Genomic DNA, 20911 nt, shown 5'->3' with positions numbered 1-20911 from the left:
GTAATCACTTTTACAATAAATGATAATTTCAAATTATGACATATTAATACTTATACTGTCTGCATATTGAAACAGAGGAGTTTTACTATGCAGCAAGCTTATCCACGCACTTTTTCCCATATCGGTATCTCCGTTCCCGATCTCGACAAAGCAGTGGCATTTTATACTGACGTACTGGGCTGGTACCTCATCATGAAACCCACTGAAATTACAGAAGATAACAGTCCGATTGGCGAAATGTGTACCGATGTATTTGGTAAAGGCTGGCAGTCATTTCGTATTGCCCATCTGGCTACCGGCGATCGTATCGGCGTAGAGATTTTTGAGTTTAAAAATCAGCAAAATCCTGACAACAATTTTGAATACTGGAAAACCGGAATCTTTCATTTCTGTGTCCAGGACCCGAACCTTGAAGCGCTTGCAGAGCGTATTGAGGCTGCTGGCGGTAAGCGCAGAATGGAAAAACCGCGCTACTACTATCCGGGTGAAAAACCATACCGCATGATTTATATGGAAGATCCGTTCGGCAATATTCTTGAAATATACAGCCACAGTTATGAACTGACCTACAGTGCCGGCGCCTACTGATGCCAGTATGGTTTAACCGCTGATGCACATTTATTTATGTTCTTAAGGTTTTGTTAATGTAATGAAACTAGCATGACCAGGTACATTGAGGAGTATCTGGTTATGCTGTCAACGGCTTCACCTGTCACCCATCTATCATTTCGCTGCCAGTTTCCGGGCCGCCATGCCTACCGGCTGCTCATCGCGACCTGGCTTACGGTAGTACTAAACCAACCACTATTTGATTTTTTACCCGGCCACTATGTGCTCAGCACGGGTCTACTGCTGTGGTTCATGAACAGCATCTTTGTGTATCTGCTGACCCCGGGAAGGCTTTTCGTTCCGGGCATCATTCTGTTAACCCTGACCAGTAGCGTTGCCAGCTATTTTATCTCTCATTACGGCATTGTAATTGACCGTTCGATGATACAAAACGCGATGGAAACGGACAGCAGAGAGGCGCTGGAACTGCTGACCCCACAATTTTTCCTCACCGTATTTTTTGGTATGTTGCCCGTCCTCGCCCTGGGCAAGGTGTGCCGTGCTAAACGCCCGGGCGCAAAACGCGTTGCGGTTTATGTCGGCATGTTCGCCGGGCTACTGGTTACCATGGGTACCGTAGCCGGGGTTAATTATCAGGAATACGCGGGCTTTTTTCGCCAGAACAAGCAGGTTAAACACATCGCTATCCCACTGAATGTAATCAGTGCGACCGAGTCCTATGTACGTAATAATGTGCTGGCAACACCACTCCCCTTCAAGCAGATCGCGCCCCATGTGACCCACAGTATTGCGTCAGCGCAACCTGAAGTGCTGGTCGTGGTGGTAGGTGAGACAGCCCGCGCCGATCACTTCCCGCAAAACGGCTATGCCAGAAATACCACACCGCAACTGAGCGGGCTCAACCTGATTAATTTTGGTCACGTGTCGTCCTGTGGTACAGCAACCGCGCATTCACTTCCCTGTATGTTTTCATGGATGGGGCATGAAAACTATGACGAACGCATTGCCATGAGCAGTGAAAACGTGTTTGATATTATGCAACGCGCCGGGTTTATGACAGCGTGGTACGACAACAACAGTGGCTGTAAGGGGCTGTGCGAAAGGATGCCAACCACCAACTTTTTTGAGCTGGATACCTGCAGTGATGGCTGTACCGATGACATCCTGACGACCGGACTACAGGCCTTTATTGAAGACGTGAAACGCCAGGGGCAGCATGGTGTGGTTATTCTTCACCAGCAGGGCAGTCATGGCCCCTCGTATTACAAACGCAGTCGCCCTGCCGATAAGCGGTTCACACCTGAATGCACCAGCGACACGTTTTCCGACTGCACGCAGGATGAGATAATTAACGCCTACGACAACAGCCTGGTCGAAACCGATGCACTGTTATCTGCGGTTATCTCACAACTGAGTGACTCCGGTTTGCCGGCTTCCATGCTGTATGTATCAGATCATGGTGAATCGCTGGGGGAAAATGGGGTTTACCTGCACGGCTTACCCTACTGGATGGCACCAGAGGAACAAACCCATATACCAATGATGCTGTGGTTATCAGACACGTTTTCGACAGTCCATGGCATCGATGAGGACTGCCTGAGCAGCATGGCTGGTATGCCACAAAGCCATGATATGCTGTTCCATGCCATTTTGGATCTGACCGGGGTGGACATTGAAACCGCTGAGCCCGTACCGGACGGTCTTGCGCAGTGCCGGAGCGCTGTCTGATGCGTCGGCTATGTCTCGCTGGTTGTCTGCTGACGTCGTTGTCATCCGCGGCCGCCGGACAGGACTCCTTCACGGCCTTTTGCAAGCTCTATTCGCCTGAGGACAATGTCGACCAAACGCCCGTGACGGTATACCCAATCAACATTGGTAAAATTACGGTTGATAACCGCCCTATCTTTAATGTGGACGCTGAGGATGCGTTTTTTCTTCATGATTTTGCCAACTGGTTACACATCAACACCAGAAAAAGCGTCATTCTTGAACAGCTCTCAGTCAGTGAGGGTGAAACGGTCACCAACAGCGAACTGGAAGAAGCTGAGCGCATTTTGCGCGCTAAATCGTACATTCGTGATGCCCAGGTAACCTACCCTGAGGAATGCTCTGACGACACCCCGCAGGATATTCAGGTTACGACATGGGATACATGGAGCCTGCTGCCCACCATTGATTTTGGACGCAGCAGTGGCGCCAACAAATTTGCGATTGGGATAAAAGAGGAAAACCTGCTGGGTTATGGCATCCGCTCGTCGGTTAAGTTTAAAACCGATAACCAGCGCACCGGCTATCATGTGGTACTGTCAGCCCCCCTTCCCTGGGCACCTCAGAGCACATCCACCCTGATCGCTGACAATTATGATGACGGCCATCTTTATGTGCTGCGCTATGACAAACCGTTTTACCAGATGTCCGGTGAGGAGATGCACCTGATATCGGGTGTTAACGAACTCAAAACGCTGAATATTTTTCACAATGGGCACATTGAGGACAAATACGAGAATACCACCAACCAGGTGTCGCTTGCCTACGGCTGGCTGGACTCCCTGTCTTCGCTGACAACATCACGCTTCACCGTGGGTATTGACTATGAATCCCAGTCCTTCAGGACGCTGCCTGTCGACGATAACACCACTGGCCTGACACCGCCTCCCGCCGCTTTCAAGCGCCTTATCCCATGGGCGGGCTGGGAATATATTCAGCACTATTACTCGGTAATGCAGGACATTAACCTGACCAATCAGAACGAAGATATCAATCTGGGGCTCAGTGCCTCCGTCAGAGCCGGACCAGTCGTCAATCACAATGCCGCCACATCCTGGTGGCTGGATGGCAGTCTCTCCAAAGGCTGGGGTGACCAGGACGCGCTGCTTGTCACCACTGTTGGTGCGAATACCCTGCTGAATACCGACCTGGCAGACCGCGTGTCACTGCATGCCAGTGCCGAATACTATTATCGCCTGTCTGAAGACTTTCGCTGGTACACCAAAGCCGAATTGCGCTATCAGAACCGTGTGTTCGCGGAAAAAGCACTGGCTCTGGGCGGCGAAACCGGATTGCGGGGCTTTCCGGAAGACTATCAGCATGGCACCCGGCTGGCGCTGCTTACAAACGAACTGCGCATGTACCCGGACATTCAGGTCTACCAGTTGTTTGATGTGGCCTTTGTTGGTTTTGTGGACATTGGCAAGGCGGATGGCGACAGTCGTACGGCAAATGTCAGTGACAGCTGGCTGGGTAGCGCCGGGCTCGGCTTCAGGCTGTATTCATCGCGGTCAACCAATGCCAATGTGGTACATATTGACCTTACCACACCCTTTGGCACGACCCCGGATATAGACAACTGGGAAATTGGCTTTCGTGTCACAAACCGGTTCTAATCACCGTCAGTGTTCAGACCGTGGCCGGCGTTCCTGCCCATTCTGCAATGCGGTTACGGCCGTTTCGCTTCGCGTCATACAACGCCATATCGGCATGTTCCAGTGTTTGCTGCCAGCTTGCTTCACGCCCGTCGGTTAACGCCAGTCCCGCACTGATGGTAACGCGGATGGACTGCGCCTTCTCCTGCAGACAGGGCGTCTGGGCTACCGAGCGACATATTCGTTCTGCCAGGCCGGAGGCCTTTTCCTGAGTGGTGCCGCTAACCAGTAATAAAAACTCCTCACCGCCGAGCCGAAACAGGCTGTCATGGCCGCGCACATGTGAGGCTATCAGCGCACTCACCTGTTTGATGACGCGGTCTCCGACAACGTGGCCATGGTTATCATTGATGGTTTTAAAATGATCTATATCCAGCATGATAAACGCCAGTTGTTCTCCATGACGCTGTGCGTGACTGAGTGCTTTGTCTGCCAGTGTATCCAGTGCTTTTCGGTTGAGGCAGCCGGTAAGGTGATCGGTCACTGCCGCCTCTCGCAGGGTCAGCTCTTTTTTCCACGACACGACAACCATAAAACACACGGTAAGCAAAAAGTAATAGCCAATCAGCAGCAGTGAGCCTGATGTCTGTAGTGCCTGATCGCCCATGAAGGTCAGTCGCTCAGTCCAGCTTACCAGCACAAATATGCGCAGCGCGTAAATGATAATAAATAAACCGATGACTGCCATCAGCGGATAAAACACCTTTCCCCATCTGCGCGTGCGGTATTTCCACAAGGCCGCCACTGCAGCGCCACCCAGCGCAATAACCAGTGGAGAAAAAATAAGTAGCCTGGCTTTAACAGAATCGGCGATACCAGGGATGAAGTGAATTAAGAACGCAAACAGAAAAATACCCAGAGCAAACCGCCGCATGGTGCGGCCTGTCACCAGCCAGCTCACGCCACTCAGCACAAATGCATGCCCGGTAACGTAACAGGCATTAATCAATGCCACGAGTTCCACAGGAGGATAGGTCAGAGGGTGAACCAGAAGGACGGTTGCGTTGGACGAAAGAAACGCTGCACCAGCAAGCACCCAGTCAAACAGGCATTTTTCGTCGCGACTGACCAGATACATGGCCGCCATTGTCATCATCATTATAATGCTGACCAGCGTCATGATAATAACCAGCGTCAGGTGTTCCATATCACTTTACATCCATGTTAAGTACATACAGCAGTGGCGTTATATTAACCACATCTCATATTAAAACACAATTCAATTAACGCGGATGCAGGAACGTTGATCAGCAACAATGCTTTTGCTGCCCGACTACTCTACAGTGCTCAGAGTACATAACGTAGACAAACCACCTGAAAATGAATACGTTGACATCTGCAATGACGAGCGGTTGCACCGCACAAGGATGACACATGGCCACCAATGAACATACTGACGCGCCGAGGCTACAAGGGCTCACTGAGTCAGAAGCGGCTGCACTGCTGGCAGAATATGGCCCGAATGCCTTACCTGCGGCGCCTTTACCGGGCATGCTGCATTTGTTTTTCAGGCAGTTTTTAAGCCCATTCATCTATATTCTTATAATAGCTGCGGTCGTGTCCTTTGCGCTTAACAAACTGCCCAGTGCAGTTTTCATTGTCATCGTGCTACTGCTTAACGCCCTGATCGGAATGATTCAGGAATATTCCGCCCAGCGCGCTGCCAGCGCGCTGAAAAATATGGTGAAAGGTACTGCGCATGTTATCCGTCAGGGCCAGGTTGCAACCATCGACAGCCTGATGCTGGTGCCGGGTGACATCATCCTGCTGGCCTCCGGCGATAAAGTGCCTGCCGATGCCGAACTGGTGTCGGCACAAAACCTGGCGGCAGATGAATCCATGCTGACCGGCGAATCCCTTGCAGTTGCCAAGTCCGCCTCGGCCACCTCGTCGGCCGATGATCCGTTAACCGCGCAGCCAAACCGCTGTTTTGCCGGCAGTATAATTACTCAGGGCCGTGCAATGGCACGCGTCACACACACCGGGATCCGCACACAGCTTGGTCAGATTGCCCATAGTATCGTAGCCGAGCGGGTGTCCGAACCACCACTGATGATCCGGGTCCGGACTTTCACCTATCAGCTCGCTGCGGGTATCTTACTGGCCATTGCGGCATTGACGGCGCTGATGCTGTTTCGTGGCGGCTATTCAGGGACCGACATTGTTCTGATGACCATTGGCCTTGCAGTCTCTGTTATACCTGAAGGTCTGCCTGCCGCCCTGACCATCGCGCTGGCAATCGGGATGTCGAGGATGGCCAAAAACAACGTCATTATTCGTAAGCTGATGGCGGTAGAAGCATTAGGCTCGAGTACCTTTATCTGCTCCGACAAAACCGGCACACTGACGGTGAATGAACTGACGATACGCAAAGTCGTGCTGCCGGATGGCACGACTTTTTCAGTATCGGGGGAAGGTGTTGCCCCCGGTGGCGACGTGCAGCAGGACGCCGCCGACCGGGCCGAAAAATCCCGTCTGCAGCAGTTGTGCAAAGCCGGCGTGCTTGCTAACGAGAGCCATCTTGACTATGCCGGTGGCGAGTGGGTATCCAACGGCGATATCGTCGATATTGCGTTTTTGGTACTGGCCAAGAAGCTTGGTATGTCTATTTCACAATTGCGCTCAGAACAGGCACAGATCGCCCTCATCCCGTACGAATCCGAAAATGCCTACAGCGGCAGTATTCATGAAGCCAACGGCGAAACCTACCTTTATGCGAAAGGCAGCCCGGAGAAGATGCTGTCAATGTGTAGCCAGATGCAGTGTAAAGACAGTATCCGACCAATTGACCACGCCTTGCTGGAAGCCCAGTTCACCGCACTGGCCCAACAGGGATACCGCATTATTGCGCTGGGCTGTAAGACGTCAGACAACAACCACCATTTCAGCGAGCTGACGTTTCTCGGCATGGTCGCGATGATCGATCCGCTCCGGCAGGAGGCGAAAGACGCCATTGCCGCGTGCCGTGACGGCGGTATCGAGGTGGCCATGGTGACCGGCGATCATCCGGCAACGGCTTGTGCCATCGCCGGTGAACTGGGACTAACCTGTAGCCAGGACAGCGTGATTACCGGTCCGCTGATAAAACAGGCCAACAGCCAGCAGGAAGCTGACACGCTTATCAGGGCATCTCGCGTATTTGCCCGCATTGAACCCAAACAAAAAGTACAGATTGTGGACAGCTTTATGCGTGCCGGCCATTTTGTTGCCGTCACCGGCGATGGGGTAAACGATGCGCCGGCGATGCGTCAGGCAAACGTTGGAATTGCAATGGGCAAACGCGGCACTGACGTGGCCAGGGAAACGGCCGATCTCATCATTACCGATGACAATTTCGCGTCAATTGTTGCCGGTATTAAACAAGGTCGCGTTGTCTATAACAACATTCGCAAAGTCATCGCACTGCTGGTTGCAACCGGCTTCTCCGCGATATTGCTGTTTTTTCTGTGTGTTACCGCCGGCCTTCCCATGCCGTTACTGGCCGTGCAGCTTCTCTGGCTTAACCTCGTCGCCAATGGTTTTCAGGATGTCGCGCTGGCGTTTGAGCCTGCAGAAGGCGATGAACTGTCAGCCCGCCCGCGCTCGCCCCACGAACCTATTTTCGACCGCCGTCTGCTTGAGCATGTGCTGGTGAACGGGCTGGTGATGGGCACAATTGCTTTTGGATTGTTTCAGTGGCTGATCTCATCCGGACAGGGTGTTGAACATGCCAGAAACCTGACGCTGATGCTGATGGTCCTGTTCGGTAATATTTATGCGCTGAACAGCCGTTCAGAGACACGTTCTATTGTCTCAATGCCACTACGGCGTAACCTGTTTCTGGTGCTCGCGGTACCAATTGCACAGTGTGTGCATATCGGCGCCATGTATACGCCGTGGCTGTCCAATGTACTGCAGTTAACTCCCATCACCTTGTCAGAATGGTTAATGTTGCTGGGAATGGCACTGAGTCTTCTTCTGATTGAGGAGGGCCACAAGGCGCTCATCCGGCGTCGTCTTATATCGAACAGTGACCCGACCGACTGAACATGCTACTCTGCCAGTCACAGTTGCATCAGTGTGCACTGTTTTTTGGATTTTTAAAGAAGCAACTAACAATGATAAGAAAGCTTTTTTTTGCCCTGCTGGTAGCTGGGCTTTGTGTCGCGGCGCTATGGTATCTGGGTATTATTGATGCCCGCCATTCGGCGTTATTCGTGGGTGTTTTTGCGTTTGCCAATCTTATTTACGGCGCGCTGGCTAACCGGTTTGCCGCCCCCACTGACGAGTTTGGCAAACCAGAAAAGTCCCTGTTTCGCTAACGGCGTCTACCAGGTCAGGTCATCCGGGATCTGGTAATCGGCATACCAGTCATCTTCCTCTTCCGCGGATGGTGTTTCGCGGGTGTCATCCGCACGATATACTACGGTAGCTTCGTCGCGCTGGGCAATTTTATCTGCCACCGGCGTGGGTACCAGTTCATAACCATCATCAAAAGACACAACCACAAGGCGTCCCTGGGTGACAAGCTTATGTACCTCATCACTCACGTACATGCGTTTTATCACGTTGTCATGAGTGAAATTCAGTACCGTATCGCCCTTACCTTTTGGCTGACGGTTGACGTCGACTAACTGCCTGACCTGCGCAGCAATTGAACGTTGCTGCAGCTGCTGCTGACGCGCCTGATTGAGAGCACGATCGCGCGCCTTTTTCTCTTCAGCAGCCTGCTGCGCCGCCAGCGCAGCTTCATCGGTCACTGCCTGTTTTTGTTTATTTTTCAGCTTTTGCTTTTTGCGCTTCTCAGCGCGGGCCTGGCGGGCAGATGACTTATCCGCCAGACCGGCTTTCAGAAGTTGGTCCTGCAATGATGCCATGCTGCCCTCTATTTCTTTTTCGCTGCCGGTTTGCGGGCTGTCTGCGCTTCCCACTTACCGTCCTTGTACCAGGCAGACCAGCCTGTTGCCTTGCCACTGTCGGTTTCAGACATGACATACTGCTGCTTGGTTTTACGGCTGTATCGGACTATCGTCGGATTGCCATCAGGATCGGCTTGCGGTGCATCGGCCAGATAATAGAATTTCGGCGAAATTCTGTCCCTGAAACGCGCAAGTTCGGCGACTTTCGGCGCACGGGTCTCCCGGGATTTAGGAAAGTTGTGCGCGGCCAGAAAAATACCTGATGCCCCGTCGCGAAGCATAAAGTGTGCATCTGAATTTTCACAGGGCAATTCTGGCAGATCGACCGGATCTTCTTTCGGTGGCGCAGGCTCACCGTTGCGTAATAATTTGCGGGTATTCTTACATTCGCTGTTTGTACAACCGAAGTATTTACCAAACCGGCCGTTTTTCAGCTCCATGTCGCTGCCACACTTGTCGCACTCAATCACCGGACCATCATAGCCTTTGATCTTAAACGTACCCGTTTCAATCAACGTGCCCTTACAGGTCGGTGTGTTACCACACACATGGAGTTTGCGCGTCTCGTCAACCAGGTAACTGTCCATTGCCGTACCGCACTCCGGGCAGCGTTTCTTGGCGCGCAGCGCTTCGGTTTCCATTTCTTCTTCATCATCTACCTTCACGACTTCGTCGCCCGGCGTCAGATTGAGGGTATTGGTACAGCGCTCCTTTGGTGGCAGGTTGTAACCAGAGCAGCCTAAAAAGACCCCGGTACTTGCCACGCGGACATTCATTTCACGACCACACTTGTCACAGGTAATGCCAGAGGGCACCGCCTGATTTAACCGCATACCGCCCTCTTCCGGGTCTTTTTCGGCATTCAGTAACTTGTTGTAAAAGTCGTCGTAAAAAGCATTCAGTACGTCTTTCCAGTTTTTATGCCCTTCGGCGATGTCATCGAGCTGCTGCTCCATGTTCGCTGTAAAGTCATAGCTCATGAGATCGTCAAAGTTTTCCATCAGACGGTCATTGACGATTTCGCCCATTTTTTCGGCATAAAAACGTTTGTTTTCCAGGCGTACATAGCCACGATCCTGGATAGTCGAAATGATACTGGCATACGTTGACGGACGTCCAATACCCCGCTTCTCCAGTTCCTTAACCAGTGACGCCTCATTGAAACGCGCGACCGGTTTTGTGAAATGTTGTTTAGGGTCGAGCGCTTTCAGATTCAGTACATCGCCCTGCTTTACGTCAGGCAGTAACAGATCTTCCTCGCCCTTGCGACGCAGTTGTGGCTGCACGCGCGTCCAGCCATCAAAGCGCAGAACCCGGCCCTTAGCCGTCAGCTCATAGTCTCCGGCGGCGACACGAATGGTTGTCGCGTCATATTTTGCTGGCGTCATCTGACAGGCAACAAACTGTCTCCAAATCAACTCATAAAGCCGCTGAGCGTCTCTTTCCATGTCACTAAGACTCTCAGCCTTAATGGCCACGTTAGACGGCCTGATCGCTTCGTGAGCCTCCTGAGCGCCCTCTTTACTGCCATAGCGAATCGGTGACTCTGGCAAATACTTCTCACCAAACTGATTACTGATGTAATCGCGGCAACTGTCCAGCGCTTCCTGACTAAGGTTGGTCGAATCGGTACGCATGTAGGTGATATAGCCCGCCTCATACAGGCGCTGGGCCATCATCATGGTTTTTTTCACACCAAAACCCAGCCGCGTACTGGCGGCCTGCTGCAGTGTCGATGTGATAAACGGGGCTGACGGGCGGCTTTGCGTCGGCTTTGACTCGCGGCTCTGCACCACATAGTCAGCCTGATTAAGCTGCGCAAGCGCAGTATCGGTCTGCTGCTTGTTTTTCGGTTTAAAGGTGTCGCCGTTGTGCTTCGCGACCAGCATGCGCAGGGCATCACGCTGGGTTGTTGTCAGGTCGGCGTGAACGTCCCAGAACTCTTCTGGCACAAACGCTTTGATCTCACGCTCCCGCTCAACCACCAGACGCACAGCCACCGACTGCACCCGGCCTGCCGACAGGCCACGGGCAATTTTCTTCCACAACAGTGGCGAGACCATAAAGCCCACCACGCGGTCGAGGAAACGTCGTGCCTGCTGTGCATTCACGCGATCAATATTAAGCTCGCCCGGAGAGGCAAACGCCTCCTGAATTGCGTTCTTGGTGATTTCGTTAAAGACGACCCGCTGATACTGCTTGTCTTTTTCACCCAGTAATTCACGCAGGTGCCAGGCAATGGCTTCCCCCTCACGGTCCAAATCCGTTGCGAGGTAGACTGTGTCTGCATTTTTGGCGAGTTTTTTCAGCTCATTGACGACTTTCTCTTTACCCTGCAGAACCTGATAATGGGCTTTCCAGTCCTGCTCAGGATCGACACCCATGCGGTCAACCAGCTTTTTATACTCGTGTCGACGAAGATACGCCTCGCGTTCTTCATCACTCATTGCTTTCAGTTCTTTTGCACTTTTCTTGGCGTCAACATGACCAAGTGCTTTGGTCGGGAGATCGCGAACATGGCCTACCGAACTTTTTACGATAAAATCTTTGCCGAGATATTTATTTATCGTTTTCGCTTTGGCCGGCGACTCGACTATGACCAGTGATTTTGCCATAAGATTGAACTAAACCTGTTGATTTTTAAGGACTAAATTAGCCAACTTGTGTGTGAAGGGGCGGTCTGTATGCGGCCTAGCAACGCCCGTGCTTTTTTAACATATATCTACAAAGTGAATGGAAAACAAGATCTTCTTCATAGTTATTCTTTTACTTGGTTTTTTGGCACACAATATCTGTTCATTATTCAACCACATCAATTGGCAAGCCCAATAAAACCCGTATAATGCCGCTCATCTGACACCGTCTGCGTCAGGCTGTTTACACCGGAAACGCCCGCACAACGGGTATCTGGTCGTTGCCCTGAACACCGGCTTTTGTGCCACTTAAAACTGACAGAGGGACCCTATGAAGCAAGTTGAAGTTAATTTCGATGGTCTGGTTGGACCTACCCATAACTATGCCGGCCTGTCGTTCGGCAATGTCGCGTCACAGAGTAACGCCAATGCCGTAAGCAGCCCGAAACAGGCTGCCAAGCAAGGTCTGGCAAAAATGAAGGCGCTGGCTGATATGGGCATGGTTCAGGGTGTGCTCGCGCCGCAGGAGCGCCCCGACATCGTTACGCTTCGCCGGCTGGGTTTCACAGGGTCTGATGCGACGGTGCTTGAGCAGGCAGCCAGGCAGGCAAAAGAGGTCTTTCTGGCCTGTTGTTCCGCATCAAGTATGTGGACGGCCAACGCAGCCACTGTATCTCCTGGTGCCGATACCGCAGACGGTCGCGTGCACTTCACGCCGGCCAACCTGACCAACAAATTTCACCGTTCGCTCGAGCCCGCCGTTACCGGGCGTATTCTGCAGGCGACCTTTGCCGACGAGAAGTACTTTGCGCATCACAAGCACCTGCCCGACAATGAACATTTTGGCGATGAAGGTGCAGCAAACCATACCCGTTTGTGTCGCGATTACGGTGAAGCTGGTCTGGAACTGTTCGTGTATGGTCGCCATGCCTTTGATTCGAGCAAACCGCAGCCAAAACGCTACCCGGCTCGACAAACGCTGGAAGCGTGTCAGGCGATCGCGCGATTGCACGGGCTCGACGATGAGCAGGTTGTGTATATCCAGCAAAACCCGGATGTCATTGACCAGGGTGTATTCCATAACGACGTGATTGCCGTGGGCAATCAAAACGTGCTGTTTTTCCACGAACAGGCTTTTCTCAATAAAGCGGCAGCACTGGACGAAGTCCGCAGTAAGTTTGGCGAACACCCACTGCACTTTATTGAAGTGAAAACCGATGAGGTGTCCGTACAGGATGCCGTACAGACCTATCTGTTTAATACCCAAATCATCACCCTGCCTAATGGCGACATGACCATCATTGCACCTACTGAATGTCAGGAGAACGAGGCTGTCAGCCGCTATCTTGATAAACTGGTCACCCTGTCAACGCCTATTAAATCGGTGAATTATTTTGACGTGAAACAAAGTATGCGTAATGGCGGCGGTCCGGCGTGCCTTCGTCTGCGCGTTGCACTGGCAGAGCAGGAGCTGGCCGCGGTCAATCCAAATACGCTGATTAATGATGCACAGTTTGCGCGTCTGAATGCCTGGGTCGACAAGCATTATCGCGATGAGTTAAATGAAGATGCACTGCGTGACCCTCAGTTACTGACGGAATCCCGCACCGCACTGGATGAGCTGACGCAGATCCTGAAACTGGGGTCGGTCTACCCGTTCCAGCGCGATTAACTGCCAACAGAAATAAAAAGCCCGGGATAAACCCGGGCTTTTTTGTTTATTCCGTATCGGTACACAGCGTACCGGTTCCAAATGGACTGTCTGGTGGTACTTCAGCCTCATCGTCCAGATCATCCGCCGCTGCCGCAAAGCGATAACGGACAGAAGCACTGGCTTCACTTCCGGTTGACTGTGCAAACACCGCAACCACCGACTCATAGAATGCGGCATAGGCACGCGGATAACGCAGTTCCAGCGTGGCCTGGCCATTCTCATCGGTAACCGCATCGCCCGCAAAGCTGATGGTACCGATGATGCCCGGCGTCAGCTCATTATCCCCGTTGGTATCTTCACCGGCATCCAGAATACCGTTGGCGTTAATGTCCTCGTTTGAACATGACGCCGTGTAGCTTGGGATCCAGACATCACCTGTCCACGCCCAGAACCCTTTACGGTAAACACCGCCATTACTGAACTTGACCGGCGTTGAGGAGGCAGTCAGCGTAACCCCACTGACCGGACGACCTACCGAGTCAGATACAAAGACCGCAAACTCTTTCATGTAGGTGGCATTATCCGGCGAGATAATAAGGTTACCGGTACCCACCGACACGTCAAATGCGCGGCTACCCACCGTCAGCACAACAATGTCACTGATAGCAGTATTGCCTGAAATAGCCGCGGTAATTTCGACCGCGTCCTGACTGGTAACAGACCCTGAGGTAAAGACCGTTGACGCTACGCCATTGCTGTCTGTGGTCGCCTGCGACGGTGAAATCGATCCTGTGCTGGTATCGTTCACGTTAAAGGTGACCACTGCATTTTTCACCAGATTACCGTCTGCATCACGCACAATCGCCGTGATGGTGCTGGTCTGGCCGTCAGGGCCGATCAGGTCAGGGGTAGCATCAGCCTGAATCGTGGCCGGCTCTGTGGCGATAAACTCAATTTCGACACGCGCGGTGACCACAGGCTCGTCGTCTAAATTGTAGCCCGTTGCAGTAATGGCCGCGACGCCGGCATTATTTGAGCGAAGTGTAAAGCTGGCACGTCCGCTTGCATCTGTAGTATCGCTCTCGCCACTAACAATCTGGCCTCGCGATGTCGAGAACGTTACGGTACGTAAGTCTCGGGGACTGCCGTTCTGATTCCAGGTCACGGCAATTACCGTATCCTGATTCAGCGGTACGTCATCCGACGGCACCGTGGTAAAACTAAACTCGTCCTGCTGTACGGTCAGTGAGAAGCTGGCTGACGCATTCAGCGCTTCCGCGGTAATCGTATCTGCGCCCGACTCTGTCGCGGTATACTCTACCGTCGCCTGACCATTTGAACCGGTTGTCACCGTATCGGCGCTCAGCGTTCCGTTTCCGGCCGACACCGTGATCGCCTGGTTGGGGATCGCAACACCGTCGGAATCCTGAACGCGCAGGGTGTACTCCACCGTATCGTTGAGGATAACCGAGCTGGTACCGTTGATAGTCACTTCGGTACCAGAGATAGTGATATCCACCGTCTGCGACAATACGCCGGTCTGGGCGGTAACAGATACCGTGCGGTTGGCGGCATTATTCTGTGTTGACAGCAACGCGCGCGCCGTACCATCGGCTGCAGTGACCGGCTGAATCAGCTGTAGTTCAACACCGGCGTCATTACTGGCGAAAAAGCTGACTTCAACCCCTTCCATCAGCACACTTTGGGCATTTTTCACCAGTGCAATCAGCTCAACGCTGTCTGAGCCACTGGATGGCAACTGAACAGAACTGGTAAATAACTGCAGAATGGCCGGCTGCAGACCGCCGCTGCCACTGCCCGAGGAGCTGAACGTCGTGGTTCCCACCTCACCGCTTGGCAGGGTCGCGGTAATCTGGCCGTCACCGGCAGATTCGCCCACAGTAATACCGAGACGCGCAACGCCGTCGTCATCGGTTCGTGCTGTACCTGTGTCGTTGGTGAAATCAGCCAGAGCGGGATCACTCAGACTGAACGTAATCAGAGTATCCGTTACCGGATCACCATTACTGTCCTGCACCGTTGCGACGATTGTCAGCGGGTTATCCACGCTCAGGGCCCTGTCGGTATTCCCGTCACTGTCCTGCACCGTCAGTTCAACACTGATAGTCGGGTCATCTGTGGTGTCCCCATTGTTAGCAGGGGTGTCACTCCGTGACACTGAGCCGCCGCCACCGCAGGCGACAAGTAGGAGAAGTGCGCCAAACAGTGTCAGCGACTTTATCAATCCACGCATAATCGTTCCTGAACCTCTTCTTGTTAACAATTTTTTGGGACGTTTAACGTTTAAAAACGGTAAGAATCTGGCACACTACCCCGGCTACAAAAATATAAAATACAGGCACAGGGAATATTCATGTCTCAATCTGCACACAAATATAGTCTTACCGCCAGAATCTTTATCGGCATGGTTGCCGGAATCATAATTGGTGCGTTGCTCCAATTGCTCTTTGATGATAGCGGAGATTTAACTTTTTCGGTATTTGGATTCAGTGTTTCCACGTATGACATTCTTGTAGAAGGTATATTTTCCGCGCTCGGACAAATATTTATCGCCAGCCTTAAGATGCTGGTTGTCCCGCTGGTGTTTGTGTCACTGATTTGTGGTACCAGCACATTATCCGATCCGAGCAAGCTGGGCCGGCTTGGCGCGAAGTCTGTTGGCCTGTACGTTTTTACTACTGCCGTCGCGATTACACTGGCTATCAGTATGGGTCTTTTAGTATCGCCGGGAGAAGGACTGGACCTGAGTACCGACAACAGTTTCGAAGCTCAAACCCCACCGAGCTTATCGGAAGTGTTTGTTAACATGTTCCCGACCAACCCGATTAACTCCATGGCCGAAGGGAATATGCTGCAAATTATTGTTTTTGCAGTACTGTTCGGGATTGCGATGGCAATGACGGGCGATGCTGGTAAACGACTGAGCAATTTTTTCGAAGACGTGAATACCGTTATCATGCGTCTGGTCACTATCATTATGAACCTCGCACCTTACGGTGTGTTCGTTCTGATGGCCAAGCTGTTCGCCACAATCGGTGCAGACACTATTTTTAGTCTGGCTAAGTACTTCTTCCTGGTACTGATTGTGCTGCTACTGCACGGTGTCGTGACCTACTCGATTCTGCTGAAAACATTCACCGGGCTGAATCCTCTGACACTGCTGCGTAAAATGCGCGATGCTGCCCTCTTTGCCTTCAGCACATCAAGCAGCAGCGCTACCCTGCCCGTTACGATGGAAACGGCACGCAACAAGCTGGGTGTTGGTAACTCTGTGTCATCCTTTACCCTCCCGCTGGGCGCCACCATTAACATGGACGGCACAGCGATTATGCAGGGCGTCGCCACGGTATTTATTGCTCAGGTGTATGCGGTTGACCTGACGCTGGGTGACTACCTGATGGTCGTGCTGACCGCAACACTCGCGTCGATTGGTACTGCAGGGGTGCCGGGGGTTGGCCTGATTATGCTGGCAATGGTATTGCAGCAGGTAAATCTGCCGGTCGAAGGCATTGCGCTGATTATTGGTGTTGACCGGTTACTCGATATGACCCGCACCGCGGTGAATATCACCGGGGATTGTATGGTCTCGTTGGTTATTGCCAAAAGCGAAGGCGAACTGGACGAGGCCGTCTTTAATGACCTCGATGCCGGCGACAAAGAGGAAGATGTCGACTTCGAGCATTTTGACCGTAATGCATAACAGTAAAAAACGTGGCGAAAGCCACGTTTTTTCATCCGTTAAGCGCCTGCGCAGGATTAACGCTGACCGCTTTGTGGGCCGGGTATAAGGTCGCCAGTACACAGAGCACCAGCGCAACAACCACGGTCACTATCACATCCGATACAGCGAGTTCACTGGGCAGAAAGTCAATAAAGTAAATGTCTCCGGACAGCAGCCTGATGCCCAGAAATGATTCTGTCGCCGCCACAATCGCCGACAGATTGGGGGCCACTACTAAGGCCAGCGCGGTGCCACTGACAATACCGGTGATACCGTTTATCAGCCCCTGCAGCACAAACGTCTGTCGAATCAGCGCATCACTGGCTCCCATGGTTTTAAGGATCGCGATGGACGCCTGTTTTTCTCTGACCGCCATCACCAGAGACGACACAATATTGAAACATGCCACGGCGATCACCAGGGTTAATGCGATATAGACTACGCTGCGTACCAGTTGAATATCATCGTATAAATGACCCTGGGTACGGGTCCAGTCTGACATGTAGACCGCCTGAGGAAACGCATAGCCGATGTCGCGCATAACCTGCGGCGCGGAAAACGGATCATGCAGAGTAAACCGCAGGCCCTTGGCACCCGACAGAATGCCCGCCGCTTCAGAGGCTTTTCGCAGATGCATAAGCCCTACCGAATTATCCAGTTCTCCGCCGACAGACAATGCTCCGACAACCATAAGTGACACAGTTTCCGGCGCTTTAAACGACAAGTCTCCGGTCATTGCAGGAATGAGTAGCTGAACGGTATCGCCACGCTTTATTCCCAGCTTGGCGAGTAGTCCCTTGCCCAGCAAAATCCCGTCATCGGCCTGCGAGAATGCTTGCCAGTCGGCACTGTTTACCTGCTCTTTGAGCATCAGAGAGGAGGCTGTCGCGGCATCAAGCCCAGTGATCTCCGCGGCTTTCAGCTCCCCTTTAAACTGCACCATACCGGTTACTTTGGTATAGGGATGAACCTCGGCAACCCGGGGATCCTGCGCCAGCCGGTAGCGCTGCGCTTCCCAGTTTTCAATACCGGTATTGGTTGTACTGTAAAGTTCACCGTGCGGAATGATAGCCAGAATACGCTGTGTCAGTTCACGCTCAAACCCGTTCATCACGCTAAGCAAAACGATAAGGACAAAACAGCCCAGACCAATACCCAGTGTCGAAGAAAGTGTAATAAAGGACAGGAAACCACTCTTTCTGGCGCGACGAAAGCGCATCGCCAGTTCCCATGATAGCTTCACTCAGGCCTCCGTCAGTGACTCGGTGTACAATTCCCCATCCTGAATAGTCAGGACCCGGTCCATTCGTGCTGCCAGCTCACGGTCATGGGTCACCACCACAAAGCTGGTCCCCTGAGCCTGACTGAGCTCTGTCAGCAAGGCGTAGACTGCCTCTCCGGTTTTGTGGTCAAGGTTACCGGTTGGCTCGTCAGCAAGCACCAGCGAAGGCCCGGTCACCAGCGCACGGGCAATGGCAACCCGCTGGCGCTCACCACCAGACAACGCCGCAGGTTGGTGATGATGACGATGCGCCAGACCGACACGTTCAAGCAGCACCGCGGCTCTGTCGGTTGCTTCACTGGCTTTCATTCCGCCAATCAGTAATGGCATGGCCACATTTTCCAGCGCGGAGAATTCAGCCAGCAGATGATGAAACTGATAGATAAAGCCCATTTCACGATTGCGCATTGCCGCCAGCGCCGGGGCTGACATAGTTGCCAGTGACTGTCCTTTAACGCGGACGTCCCCCGATGTTGGGCGGTCAAGCCCGCCGAGAAGATGCAGCAATGTACTCTTACCCGATCCGGAGCTGCCCACAATGGCCACCTGTTCACCGGCAGACACAGAAAAAGACACGTTGTGAAGCACCCGGGTTTGGGTATCCCCGTCATGATAGGTTTTAGACAGATCGTTACAGACCAGAATGTCCTGCATGGCAATGAATCAACTGAGAGTAGATGTGTTGTCGAATGGTAACGCGTTAGACACGGTTTCGCTACGTCATAACAAGCGAAAAAGACATAAAAAATAAAGAGATGGTACGTAGGCGACATGCCCAAAATGGCGGAGCGGACGGGACTCGAACCCGCGACCCCCGGCGTGACAGGCCGGTATTCTAACCAACTGAACTACCGCTCCGGATTGTGGGGTGTAAAATGAAATGGCGGAGCGGACGGGACTCGAACCCGCGACCCCCGGCGTGACAGGCCGGTATTCTAACCAACTGAACTACCGCTCCAGGACCGAATTCATTTTACTCTGGGAAGATGGCGGAGCGGACGGGACTCGAACCCGCGACCCCCGGCGTGACAGGCCGGTATTCTAACCAACTGAACTACCGCTCCGCATATTTCCAGATTTTTCAGTGAGTTATAAGGTTAAGGTGATAACCCCTGCCCTCACTGCGGCGCAGATAATACGGTTTCACCCCTAGTGAGTCAATGGTTTTTTTTAATAAAATCGTCATCAGCGCGCTGTTTGACGGATTATTCGCCACACTGACCACTTTTGCGACAAAGCGAGTAAAAATGACAGCTAGACCTCGTCATTATCCTGCTTTTTTTTACCAAGCGGGAGCAGGCGCCTGAGCTTATCCACCAGGCCCGTTTTGGGCACTTCGCCGGCATCTTCTGCGCGCGCTGTTGCGCTGCGTGCGGCCCGCTTCCTTAACATCACAATGCCTATCACCATGCCGCCGACCAGCAAAATCGAGCCATTGACGGCCACCAGCAGGGTGACCAGCGTGCGGGTATCCATCTCATCTTCAGGCGGGCGTTCTGCAGGTGCTGGTGTCACCGGCACCGCATTCTGCGCATCGGGCATCAGCGCGTCACTGACCGTTTCCTCAGGCATCGTCCCGGTGCTCATGTCAGCCACCAGCGGGTCGATAATTTCCGGTTCGGGGGCTTCTGCCAGAAAGGTATATTCGGGCACATCAAGAATGAAATCCCGGCCATTTTTCGTCGTACCGTATGCGGTAAGTTTTACCCGAAAGATCCCTTCTTCATACGCAGCAATAAGGTGCTCTCTGACGTTATCACTGGGCTTGGTCAGGGAGAAGTTCTGGATATCGCCATTGGGGAAACGAACCTTGCCATCAACCAGCAGTGAGCTGATGTCTACCAGATCACGATCAACATCAATGACCAGTTTATGGTAACCATCGCCGCCCCCATTCACCTCGGCATTCACACTGACCGGATTAGGATACAAACGCAGAAGCTCGGTCTGCTGCTCACGGCTGAATAGCGGCGTGCTGACCCTGAAGACAGGACGCCATTCACCCGGCGCGATGGAGAGGTTGAACTGGCCTGTGAAAACACCGTCGAGGGGGGCTTCATCCATGCCGCGACCATTATCCTGGAACGTTGCAATCAGCTGACTGTCAGCGCCGAAATTGTCGAAATTAGGGTTGTTGGTGCTGATAAGCTCAATCGTCAGTTCAACAACATCGCGAAATTCTGCATCTTCGATGGCCTCACCGGCATTGGTCAGATACGCAGTAGACTTGAGGATTTCGCCTGAAAATACAATCGGAGGCAACGGATCCGCATGCAGCTCAATGTCAGACACGACCATCACACGGCTGTTCGGTAAGATTCGACCGACCGCCTGCCACGGACCCGGGACCGGGTTCTTTATCCGCACCATGTCGTAGGTCTCAGCGTCAAACCACTGGATCCGCCCTTCTTTGTCTTCGTTATCTACCTGACTCTGGAATATTTTCGAGCCATCCGGACGCACCAGAACAACGGGCACGGAGCCGTATTCCCGAAAGAACACCATGGTGACTTCGTCCACTTTGTAGTCGATGCGGAAGCGGTTCTTGAGCAGCTCGATCGCATTTTCGTACTCGCTGCCCAGGGTACTGATTGGCGACACAACAGGCGCTGAGTCCCCCTGCGCCTGCCCGGCTTCATCGGTCTGCTGTAACGCAAAAACGCCTGTACTGAAGAGTAAGGCTGTCAGTAGTGAGCCGAACTTCGTCACC

General features: G+C 52.7%; 14 protein-coding genes and 3 tRNA genes. 7 read left to right on the top strand and 10 right to left on the bottom strand.

Features of this window, described 5'->3' with window-relative positions:
• The first annotated feature begins 87 nt into the window (after positions 1-87).
• The 3 genes from AB1N33_RS11140 to AB1N33_RS11130 all read left to right on the top strand — a co-directional run bounded on the left by AB1N33_RS11140 (position 88) and on the right by AB1N33_RS11130 (position 3953).
• The gene (locus AB1N33_RS11140) at positions 88-588 is read left to right on the top strand and encodes a lactoylglutathione lyase family protein (RefSeq protein ID WP_411271623.1); all 501 of its coding nucleotides are present in this window, start codon (positions 88-90) and stop codon (positions 586-588) included.
• A gap of 72 nt (positions 589-660) precedes the next feature.
• Positions 661-2298 (top strand): phosphoethanolamine transferase, encoded by a 1638-nt coding sequence (locus tag AB1N33_RS11135; protein ID WP_411271622.1) that lies wholly within the window; start codon positions 661-663, stop codon positions 2296-2298.
• Positions 2298-3953 carry a ShlB/FhaC/HecB family hemolysin secretion/activation protein gene (locus AB1N33_RS11130; RefSeq protein ID WP_411271621.1) on the top strand — a complete coding sequence of 552 codons (1656 nt, stop codon included), beginning with the start codon at positions 2298-2300 and terminating at the stop codon, positions 3951-3953. Before AB1N33_RS11135 ends, AB1N33_RS11130 begins: the two co-directional genes overlap by 1 nt.
• Positions 3954-3966: 13 nt before the next feature.
• Here the strand turns inward: AB1N33_RS11130 and AB1N33_RS11125 are convergent, their stop codons facing one another.
• A complete protein-coding gene (locus AB1N33_RS11125; RefSeq protein WP_411271620.1) occupies positions 3967-5139 on the bottom strand; it encodes a GGDEF domain-containing protein in 1173 nt (390 codons plus the stop codon).
• Positions 5140-5366: 227 nt separating this feature from the next.
• On the opposite strand from AB1N33_RS11125, the gene AB1N33_RS11120 reads away from it, so the two are divergent.
• Both AB1N33_RS11120 and AB1N33_RS11115 read left to right on the top strand, forming a co-directional pair.
• Positions 5367-8018, top strand: a complete 2652-nt coding sequence (locus AB1N33_RS11120) for a cation-translocating P-type ATPase (protein WP_411271619.1) — start codon at positions 5367-5369, stop codon at positions 8016-8018.
• Between the two features lie 71 nt (positions 8019-8089).
• Positions 8090-8293: a hypothetical protein gene (locus AB1N33_RS11115; protein WP_411271618.1), complete on the top strand. Its 204-nt coding sequence runs from the start codon at positions 8090-8092 to the stop codon at positions 8291-8293.
• Positions 8294-8299: 6 nt separating this feature from the next.
• On the opposite strand, the gene AB1N33_RS11110 is transcribed toward AB1N33_RS11115, so the two are convergent.
• Both AB1N33_RS11110 and topA read right to left on the bottom strand, forming a co-directional pair.
• Positions 8300-8848 carry a DUF2058 domain-containing protein gene (locus AB1N33_RS11110; protein WP_411271643.1) on the bottom strand — a complete coding sequence of 183 codons (549 nt, stop codon included), beginning with the start codon at positions 8846-8848 and terminating at the stop codon, positions 8300-8302.
• Positions 8849-8856: 8 nt separating this feature from the next.
• A complete protein-coding gene (topA, locus tag AB1N33_RS11105; RefSeq protein WP_411271617.1) occupies positions 8857-11505 on the bottom strand; it encodes a type I DNA topoisomerase in 2649 nt (882 codons plus the stop codon).
• Between the two features lie 349 nt (positions 11506-11854).
• On the opposite strand from topA, the gene astB reads away from it, so the two are divergent.
• Entirely contained in the window at positions 11855-13195 is a 1341-nt protein-coding gene (gene astB / locus AB1N33_RS11100; RefSeq protein WP_411271616.1) for an N-succinylarginine dihydrolase, read from the top strand.
• A gap of 46 nt (positions 13196-13241) precedes the next feature.
• Here the strand turns inward: astB and AB1N33_RS11095 are convergent, their stop codons facing one another.
• On the bottom strand, positions 13242-15431 hold the full coding sequence (locus AB1N33_RS11095; protein ID WP_411271615.1) for an Ig-like domain-containing protein: 2190 nt from the start codon (positions 15429-15431) through the stop codon (positions 13242-13244).
• 120 nt (positions 15432-15551) lie between these two features.
• Here AB1N33_RS11095 and AB1N33_RS11090 point away from each other — a divergent pair, with 120 nt between their 5' ends.
• Positions 15552-16898, top strand: coding sequence for a dicarboxylate/amino acid:cation symporter (locus tag AB1N33_RS11090; RefSeq protein WP_411271614.1), 1347 nt, complete (start codon positions 15552-15554; stop codon positions 16896-16898).
• 31 nt (positions 16899-16929) lie between these two features.
• On the opposite strand, the gene AB1N33_RS11085 is transcribed toward AB1N33_RS11090, so the two are convergent.
• From AB1N33_RS11085 to AB1N33_RS11060, 6 genes are all read right to left on the bottom strand, one after another.
• Positions 16930-18162 (bottom strand): lipoprotein-releasing ABC transporter permease subunit, encoded by a 1233-nt coding sequence (locus AB1N33_RS11085; RefSeq protein ID WP_411271613.1) that lies wholly within the window; start codon positions 18160-18162, stop codon positions 16930-16932.
• Positions 18163-18855 (bottom strand): lipoprotein-releasing ABC transporter ATP-binding protein LolD, encoded by a 693-nt coding sequence (gene lolD / locus AB1N33_RS11080; RefSeq protein WP_411271612.1) that lies wholly within the window; start codon positions 18853-18855, stop codon positions 18163-18165.
• A gap of 127 nt (positions 18856-18982) precedes the next feature.
• Positions 18983-19059: transfer RNA gene (locus AB1N33_RS11075), tRNA-Asp, on the bottom strand.
• Between the two features lie 23 nt (positions 19060-19082).
• Positions 19083-19159 (bottom strand) — tRNA-Asp (locus AB1N33_RS11070).
• Positions 19160-19188: 29 nt separating this feature from the next.
• Positions 19189-19265: transfer RNA gene (locus tag AB1N33_RS11065), tRNA-Asp, on the bottom strand.
• A 190-nt stretch (positions 19266-19455) separates the two neighbouring features.
• Positions 19456-20910: a TIGR03503 family protein gene (locus AB1N33_RS11060; protein WP_411271611.1), complete on the bottom strand. Its 1455-nt coding sequence runs from the start codon at positions 20908-20910 to the stop codon at positions 19456-19458.
• Position 20911: the final 1 nt, after the last annotated feature.

Source organism: Alteromonas nitratireducens (genome assembly GCF_040812025.1).
GTDB classification, from domain to species: Bacteria; Pseudomonadota; Gammaproteobacteria; order Enterobacterales; family Alteromonadaceae; genus Alteromonas; species Alteromonas nitratireducens.
The sequence above is the reverse complement of the archived record's forward strand: the minus strand, read 5'-3'. Positions and strand labels throughout refer to the sequence as shown.